The sequence below is a fragment of the Vibrio sp. 10N.222.48.A3 genome, assembly GCF_041475345.1.
Classification (GTDB): domain Bacteria; phylum Pseudomonadota; class Gammaproteobacteria; order Enterobacterales; family Vibrionaceae; genus Vibrio; species Vibrio tasmaniensis_A.
In genome coordinates, this window is record NZ_JBFRVX010000401.1 from 3,334 (window position 1) to 10,686 (window position 7,353).

The 7,353-nt window shown below is 43.9% G+C and carries 4 protein-coding genes and 1 pseudogene; 4 read left to right on the plus strand and 1 reads right to left on the minus strand.

Going from position 1 to position 7,353, the window contains the following annotated elements; translation table 11 throughout:
• From AB4653_RS12485 to xni, 4 genes and pseudogenes are all read left to right on the plus strand, one after another.
• Nucleotides 1-813 (plus strand): annotated as a pseudogene (locus AB4653_RS12485) (tetratricopeptide repeat protein); the annotation flags it as partial.
• Between the two features lie 118 nt (nt 814-931).
• Nucleotides 932-2,497: a GGDEF domain-containing protein gene (locus AB4653_RS12490; protein WP_009847456.1), complete on the plus strand. Its 1,566-nt coding sequence runs from the start codon at nt 932-934 to the stop codon at nt 2,495-2,497.
• A 262-nt stretch (nt 2,498-2,759) separates the two neighbouring features.
• A complete protein-coding gene (gene ppnN / locus AB4653_RS12495) occupies nt 2,760-4,127 on the plus strand; it encodes a nucleotide 5'-monophosphate nucleosidase PpnN (RefSeq protein ID WP_009847457.1) in 1,368 nt (455 codons plus the stop codon).
• A gap of 141 nt (nt 4,128-4,268) precedes the next feature.
• The gene (gene xni / locus AB4653_RS12500; protein ID WP_372104295.1) at nt 4,269-5,042 is read left to right on the plus strand and encodes a flap endonuclease Xni; all 774 of its coding nucleotides are present in this window, start codon (nt 4,269-4,271) and stop codon (nt 5,040-5,042) included.
• Between the two features lie 199 nt (nt 5,043-5,241).
• Here xni and AB4653_RS12505 read toward each other — a convergent pair whose 3' ends face one another.
• Nucleotides 5,242-7,272 carry a TonB-dependent receptor gene (locus tag AB4653_RS12505; RefSeq protein WP_009847459.1) on the minus strand — a complete coding sequence of 677 codons (2,031 nt, stop codon included), beginning with the start codon at nt 7,270-7,272 and terminating at the stop codon, nt 5,242-5,244.
• Between the last annotated feature and the right edge of the window lie 81 nt (nt 7,273-7,353).

Genomic DNA, 7,353 nt, shown 5'->3' on the forward strand with positions numbered 1-7,353 from the left:
TTCCAGAAAATATCGTTCGCCTTATTTTTGTTCAGCATTGTCTTGTTCTTCTTTGTGCTACGCCGAGGCTACATCATTCAAACCTTAGTCACGGAAATGGATTCACTGCGTACCGACCTATTTACACACTCACGCTCAAAGCTTCCAAATCTAAGAATGCTGAACGCGAAGCTATCAAATTCTCTAGAACAAACCAGCCAAAACTTCGAACAATGGCAACTTGGTGAGTTGATTCATGAACCACTCAACGACCGTTTACGCTTTGTGATGATAGATTTACCGTTCCTACGCAATATGTACACTCAGAACGGTTATAAAGCAGGTTTAGAGCTCGAAGATGCTTTCGGCGAGTTCCTTAAATCTAAGCTTGAAGGTCCTGCGCGCGTCTACCACTTCTCGGATGCAAACTTGCTTTATATCGAACCAAATGCTGACCGTGATACATCGCCTGAGGCTATGTTCAGAAAGATTCAATCTTGGATTAATCACTTCGAACCAGAGCGAAACATTAATCGAACCGTCCGCATGGGCATCGCTGACTACCCGTTCTTGCCACGCGCTTATACCGCGATTAACGACCAAGAGCTGCTCGATGTACTATTAATGTCGACCAACCTGGCACGTGAAATCAGCCTCAAAGAACGCAGTAGCCAATGGGTTTACCTTAAAGCCATCGACAATGCCCCCGCAGCAAGCCTTGCAACGGGTAACATAAGAGAGGCTTGTAAACATGCGATTAATCAAGGGTTAATAAAGATACAATCCTCACACCAGAATGAGGACAATATCAAAAAAATGCTAAAAGATGACTGATTTGCGAGCGGTTAAACGTCGTAGGTCGTGACCTTATTTTTAGTTTTGTTATTATCAAGGTCACGGAATTTCATCTATACGATCGAGTACGATCTACGCGGCGCTAATTAATACATCTATGGGCATTCTTGAAAAAGACATTCAGGCGCAACTCCACCAGCTGAAATATCAGTTGGATCAAGTCCGCTTGACGCAAAGAGATACCTCGTTCAAATTTATTCGAGAACAAAAAGTTCTCAAGCGTATCGTTGCGTCTTTAAGTGATGCATGTGTTGGCAGCAACACTCATTTAGATGAAAATCTCATTGCCCTTAGGGAAGAGCTCGAAAAGCAAAAAGACATTAGCTCAATGATCCCCAAGTTGGCAGTATTAGAAAGGATGCTCAAGCAAAAAACGTTGGCTATGGATAAACAGAACGGATATCTGGATGATAGTATTAAGCACAGTGGGGAAACGCTGCAGCGTATAACTGGCCTTCCGGCTCAGCTAAAGCGCGATCTAAGAAACTTACTTAGCTTCTCCGAGTGTCATGGCAGTCAAAAAGTCGACCATGCGATGAAGCTTCTCAGCATTTATGAGCGTGCCATTAAGATTATGGCAAACAACTCACGCACTCATTTTGCCGACGTAGATCAATCAACTGAACAAGAACTCCTTTCCGAACTATCAAACGAGTTACAACACCTGATCACTGAACTCGACTTCGAGGGTGAATCGGGGGATCTACTGACCGATATTAGAGCGAAGCTACTACTTGGTGTTTCAACACAAAACCTACTTGAGCTAGCACTTCAGATCCTCAAACTGGTGATTGATGGCACGAGCCTAGAGCGTAAGCAGTCTGAACAATTTATCGAACAACTCAATTCCTCGCTCGCTTCTAGTATCAAAACAGCCGATCAAAACGCCGACCAGAGCCAAAGCTATTTTGAACATCGCCAAGGTCTTAATTCGGAGTTGAATGAACTTGTTACTAAGAGCCAAAGCTCTGTTGATAAAGCAACGGATATTGATAACTTAAAACTTTCGATAAACCCGCTGCTCAGTGAAATTGCCTCTCTTTCAGAAAGACTGAATCACGCAGAACAGAAAGAACAAGCTCTAATAGAAAGAATGAGCTACGGAAAAAACCAATTAGATTCGCTCTATGAAGTCACCCAAGATTACCGCAAGCGTCTAGAAGATCAGGCTCAGCGTATGCTGCTTGACCCTCTGACTAAGATCTACAACCGTACCGCCTTCACCGATCGTTTAGAGTTAGAATATCGTCGCTGGATTCGTGCACAACACTCACTAAGAGTCGTGCTGCTAGATATCGATAACTTCAAAGCAATTAACGATAGCTTTGGCTATACCGCTGGTGACAAAGCACTCAAGATCATCGCAAGAGCGATCACCAAAGAAATTGGTACTACCGATACTGTCGCTCGCTTTTCTGGTGAAGAGTTCATCTTACTACTTCCCGAGCAAAGCGATGAATATTGCCATCAAGTGACTCAAAGCATCCAGAATCAAGTCAGCCGCTTACCTTTCAAATTCCGTGACCAACAAATCACAATTACCTTGTGCGCAGCAAGTACTCCGTTTAAAGAGTCAGACACACCTGAAGAAGTATTAGAACGACTCAATAAAACACTTAACAAAGCCAAACAGCGCGGTAACAACCAACTTGTTTGGGACTAAGACAGCCCTAGATTTAATTTATTTCATTTTTTCAAATACTTATCACATACCATATCCCTCAATGTTTGCTAAGCTAATGATTAACATTCGCTTAACAAGCATTCTTGGCAAGCAATGCTGTATTTAAAAGAGCAACGCTGTCGTAATCGTTTCGTCTGGTTAATTCTCTCGCCTTTAACCAAACACTTTCAACGTTAGCTTCTCATCTCGAACTAAAGGGCCACTTTCAACCTCCCCTAGTTCTTTTCAACAAGGAGGCACTATGATCACTCATATCAGCCCTGCCGGTAGCATGGATTTACTCTCTCAACTTGAAGTTGAGCGTCTTAAGAAAACCGCATCTAGTGATCTGTACCAGCTTTATCGTAACTGTACGTTAGCGGTACTCAACTCGGGTAGCCACACCGACAACTCCAAAGAGCTGCTCGATAAATATCAATCGTTTGATGTTGAGGTCGTCCGTCGTGAGCGCGGGATCAAGCTTGAACTGAGCAACCCACCAGAGCATGCCTTTGTCGATGGTGAAATCATCAAGGGTATCCAAGAACACTTATTCTCAGTGTTGCGCGACATTGTCTACGTCAACATGCACCTTGCAGATAACCAAAGACTCAACCTGACCAATGCCACTCATATTACCAACCTTGTATTTGGCATTTTGAGAAATGCAGGCGCACTTACGCCAGGTATCGAACCTAACCTGATCGTGTGTTGGGGTGGTCATTCAATTAATGCCACTGAATACCAGTACACTCGCGAAGTGGGTAATGAACTTGGCCTGCGTGAGCTGAATATCTGTACCGGTTGTGGACCGGGGGCAATGGAAGGGCCAATGAAAGGGGCTGCAATTGGTCACGCGAAACAGCGCTATACAGACCACCGTTACTTAGGGCTAACTGAACCATCAATCATTGCGGCTGAGCCACCAAACCCGATAGTGAACGAACTGGTGATCATGCCAGATATCGAGAAGCGTCTTGAGGCATTCGTTCGTATGGCGCATGGCATCATTATTTTCCCCGGTGGTCCAGGTACGGCTGAGGAGCTGCTGTATATCTTAGGGATCATGATGCACCCAAATAACGTCGACCAACCAATGCCGATTGTTTTAACAGGTTCAAAAGAGAGTGAAGCTTACTTCCGTTCTATCGACAAGTTCATCGGCGAAACCTTAGGGCCTGATGCGCAAAAACACTATGAGATCGTGATTGATGACCCAGCACGCGCTGCGAAAATCATGAAACAGGCAATGCCAGATGTACGCTCTCACCGTAAAGAGACTGGCGATGCCTACAGCTACAACTGGTCACTGCATATTGAACCTGAGTTCCAACTGCCATTCGACCCTACACATGAATCTATGGCGGCGCTTGATCTGCATATGGATCAGAAAACAGAAAGCCTTGCGGCGAATCTACGTAAAGCCTTCTCTGGAATTGTGGCAGGTAACGTCAAAGCTGAAGGTATTTTGGAGATAGAGAAACATGGCCCCTTCCTGATTGATGGCGACAAAGAGCTGATGACAAAAATGGACCAGCTGCTGAATGACTTTGTTGAACAGCATCGAATGAAACTGCCGGGCGGCACTGACTATGTTCCTTGCTATAAAATTATGCCTAGCAGCGAATAACGGCAAGTAACTGATAACAAGCCACAAGTATAAAGTTAAACAAGTCATGACGTTTACGTCACCAAAGTTTCAACTCACCAAGTGATACGTTACTATAAGGGGCTAGCAGCCCCTTATTTATTGCCTATTTAGTGGAAACTTATGTCTATCCATCTTGTTATTATCGATGCCTTGAACCTCATCCGACGCGTGCACTCTGTTCAGCCGGACCCAACCGATATTGCAAGAACCATCACCACGACTGCTCGTACTCTTAATCGCATCCTAAACGAATCAAAACCCACTCATATCATTGCGGTATTTGATCATCATTTACAAGATCGAGGTTGGCGCGCGGAAGTCCTTCCCGCTTATAAGCAAAACCGTAAGCCGATGCCAGAACCATTGATGAAAGGTCTCGATGCGATTCAACAAGCTTGGTGGGAATTAGGGATTGATTCACTGCTCTCTGACGGCGCTGAAGCGGATGATCTAGTTGCAACATCGGCAAAGAAAGTCGCTGACCACGGAGAAACTGTCACTATCATTTCGACAGATAAGGGCTACTGCCAACTGTTGTCTCCAACGCTACAAATCCGTGATTATTTCCAACACCGTTGGTTAGATAAGCCCTTTATCGAAGCGGAATTTGGCGTAAAGCCAGAGCAACTGGCAGATTACTGGGGATTAACGGGCGTCAGCTCAAGCCAAGTCCCCGGAATTCCAGGTATAGGGCCAAAAGCAGCCAAAGAGATATTAACGACATACCCTGATATCGAAACAGCATTCCTAGCTGAAGACTTACCGAAAAAGTATCGTAAGAAATTCGATGAGCATATCGAGTCGGCTCGCGTATGTAAGCTCGTTTCTGCACTCAAAACAGACATCGATTTAGGTTTTAATCTGCAAGATATTCGCTACGAAGCTGTGTCTTAATCTGACGTCACAAATTCAGTCATTAAAGCTAACCGTTAGAAATAAATCCGCTTATAAATCAACAAATAGAAAATAAATCATTAGAAAGCAGAAAGCCTTAGTCTGAACTAAGGCTTTTTTGTTGTTTCATTTTAAGACGAAACATTGCACTTATACTGATAACTCTCTATTTCTAGAATAACTTTCAGCTAAGAGCAGATTAGAAGCTATAAGCGATAGAAGCTTTAAAGTTACGACCCGCTTCATAGCTGGTGTACTTTTCTGAACCCCAAGAGATACCAAAACCAGTATGCTCAGCGTACTTCTTATCAAGCAGGTTATCGATACCAAGGTTCATCTCTAGGTCTTTAGCAAACGTCGGTGTGTAAGCCGCCCAAATGTTGTGCGTTGCGAAGCCTGAGCGTTTGATCTCTTTGCCTTTTTCGTTCTCGTAATCGTTCCCCGGAACAAAGCGTGAATCCCAACCAAACACAAATTCATTGTTTAGGCTGTAGTTAAAACCGGCCTTAAAGTTATGAATACCGGTTTTATTCATGTGACTTGTCTTGCCGTTTTTCAGGCTCTTTTGCTCACCATCAGAGTAAGAGTGGTTAGCGTAAACACTTAATGCATCTAACTGATAGCTCAATACTGTCTCTACACCCCAAACTTCAACATCATACTTATTAGATAATGTTGCGTTGTTCTTAGTTGGGTGCATTTGGTTATCAAGGTCATAGGTATAAGCCGTGAAACCTAGAATCGCGTAATCAGCCGCAAGCAAACGTGTTAGCTCGTAATCAAAGCCCGCTTCGTAGTTATTACCCGTCATCGCCTTAGTATCAGACTGCTTAACTTTGCTTGGTGCTTTCATCGTTAGCGTTTCTGGTAGTGACGCGCCTTTAAACAGACGACCGTAACCTACACGAAGTTTTAGGTTTTCCGTTGTTTGGTATTCACCTTTGAACTTTGGAGATAGTTGGTCAAACTCGCCCTTATACACACCACCCAGTTTATGAACGTCGTAACGAAGACCTGTTGTCAGACGGAAATCGCTGAATTCGTACATATCTTGCAGATACAGACCGTAAGCCGTCACCGTACCACCATCCATGCTGTACTTCTCAGTTTGGCCTTGCTTAGTACCGCTTAGATATACGCCTTCACCAGCATCAATCCATTGCTTGGCTTTGTAGCCCTCAAGACCATAAGTAAGCTCATGCTCACCAACCCAAGAAACGTTACGAATGTCACCACCAATGGTTGTTACATTGTATTCACGCTTAGGGTAAGACATTTTGCCATCTTTGAACCATTTACCTGCCGGTGTTTTGCCCCAAGCGGTACCTTCAAGAGCATCACGATCCATGTATTGACGGTTGTAGTAAACATTACTTTTCAGATGAACTAGATCACTACCCGCATCGTATTCGTGCTGTAGCGTCACTGTATCGCGATTAAGCGAATGATAGTCGTGTTTATCGTCAGCATACAGAGCACCCGCCTTTTCGCCAGAAAGCTGACGCGTACCACCATCACTGTATCGGTTGAAAGTCAGTTTAAATTCATTGGCATCATTAGGAATGAAAACAACTTTAGCCAAACCCGACTTAAGCTCACCCTGCTTAGAGGTTACCGCTTCTTGATCAGGAATGTGCAGATCGCCATCTTCTGAATAGTTCGCAATACCCATGAACTGTAGCTTGTCGTTCACTTTTGCATACACAGCAACGTTGGTTGCAAAACGCTCATAAGCTGTTTGATAGCTTGTTTTTACTCGAGCACCAACGCTTTCACCCGGCTTAAGAAGATCGCTTGGGTCTTTCGTTTCGTAGCTAAATGAACCATTGATAGCACCAGAACCTGACAGTGCAGAGTTACCACCTAATTCAATTTCAGCTCTTTTTAGCATTGCAGGATCAATCGCTTGGTCACCAGAGTGGTGGAAAAGCTGACCTTCTTGTCGCGCGCCATCAATAGTCACTACGGCAAATTTGTCTTCCATACCACGTACAAATACTTTGCGTGAGTAACGTGCGTTCCCGTCAACCGTAACGCTAGGCATAGTATTCAAAACATCTTTGATGTCTGATGCTTGCTTCTTTTCCAGTGTGTCAGAGTTGATTTCAGTCTGAATCAATTGGTCAAGGGCAGAACCGATAACGACTACGGTTTCTGGTTCGTCGGCAGCAAATGCTGTAAATGAGGTTAAGGCAACCGTAACGGCTACTGATAATGCTTTAAGTTTCATAATGCGACTTATATTTTATAGATTTAAGTAAAAGTGCACGAATGGTACACGACACTAATAACAATGTTAATAGTAATAGTT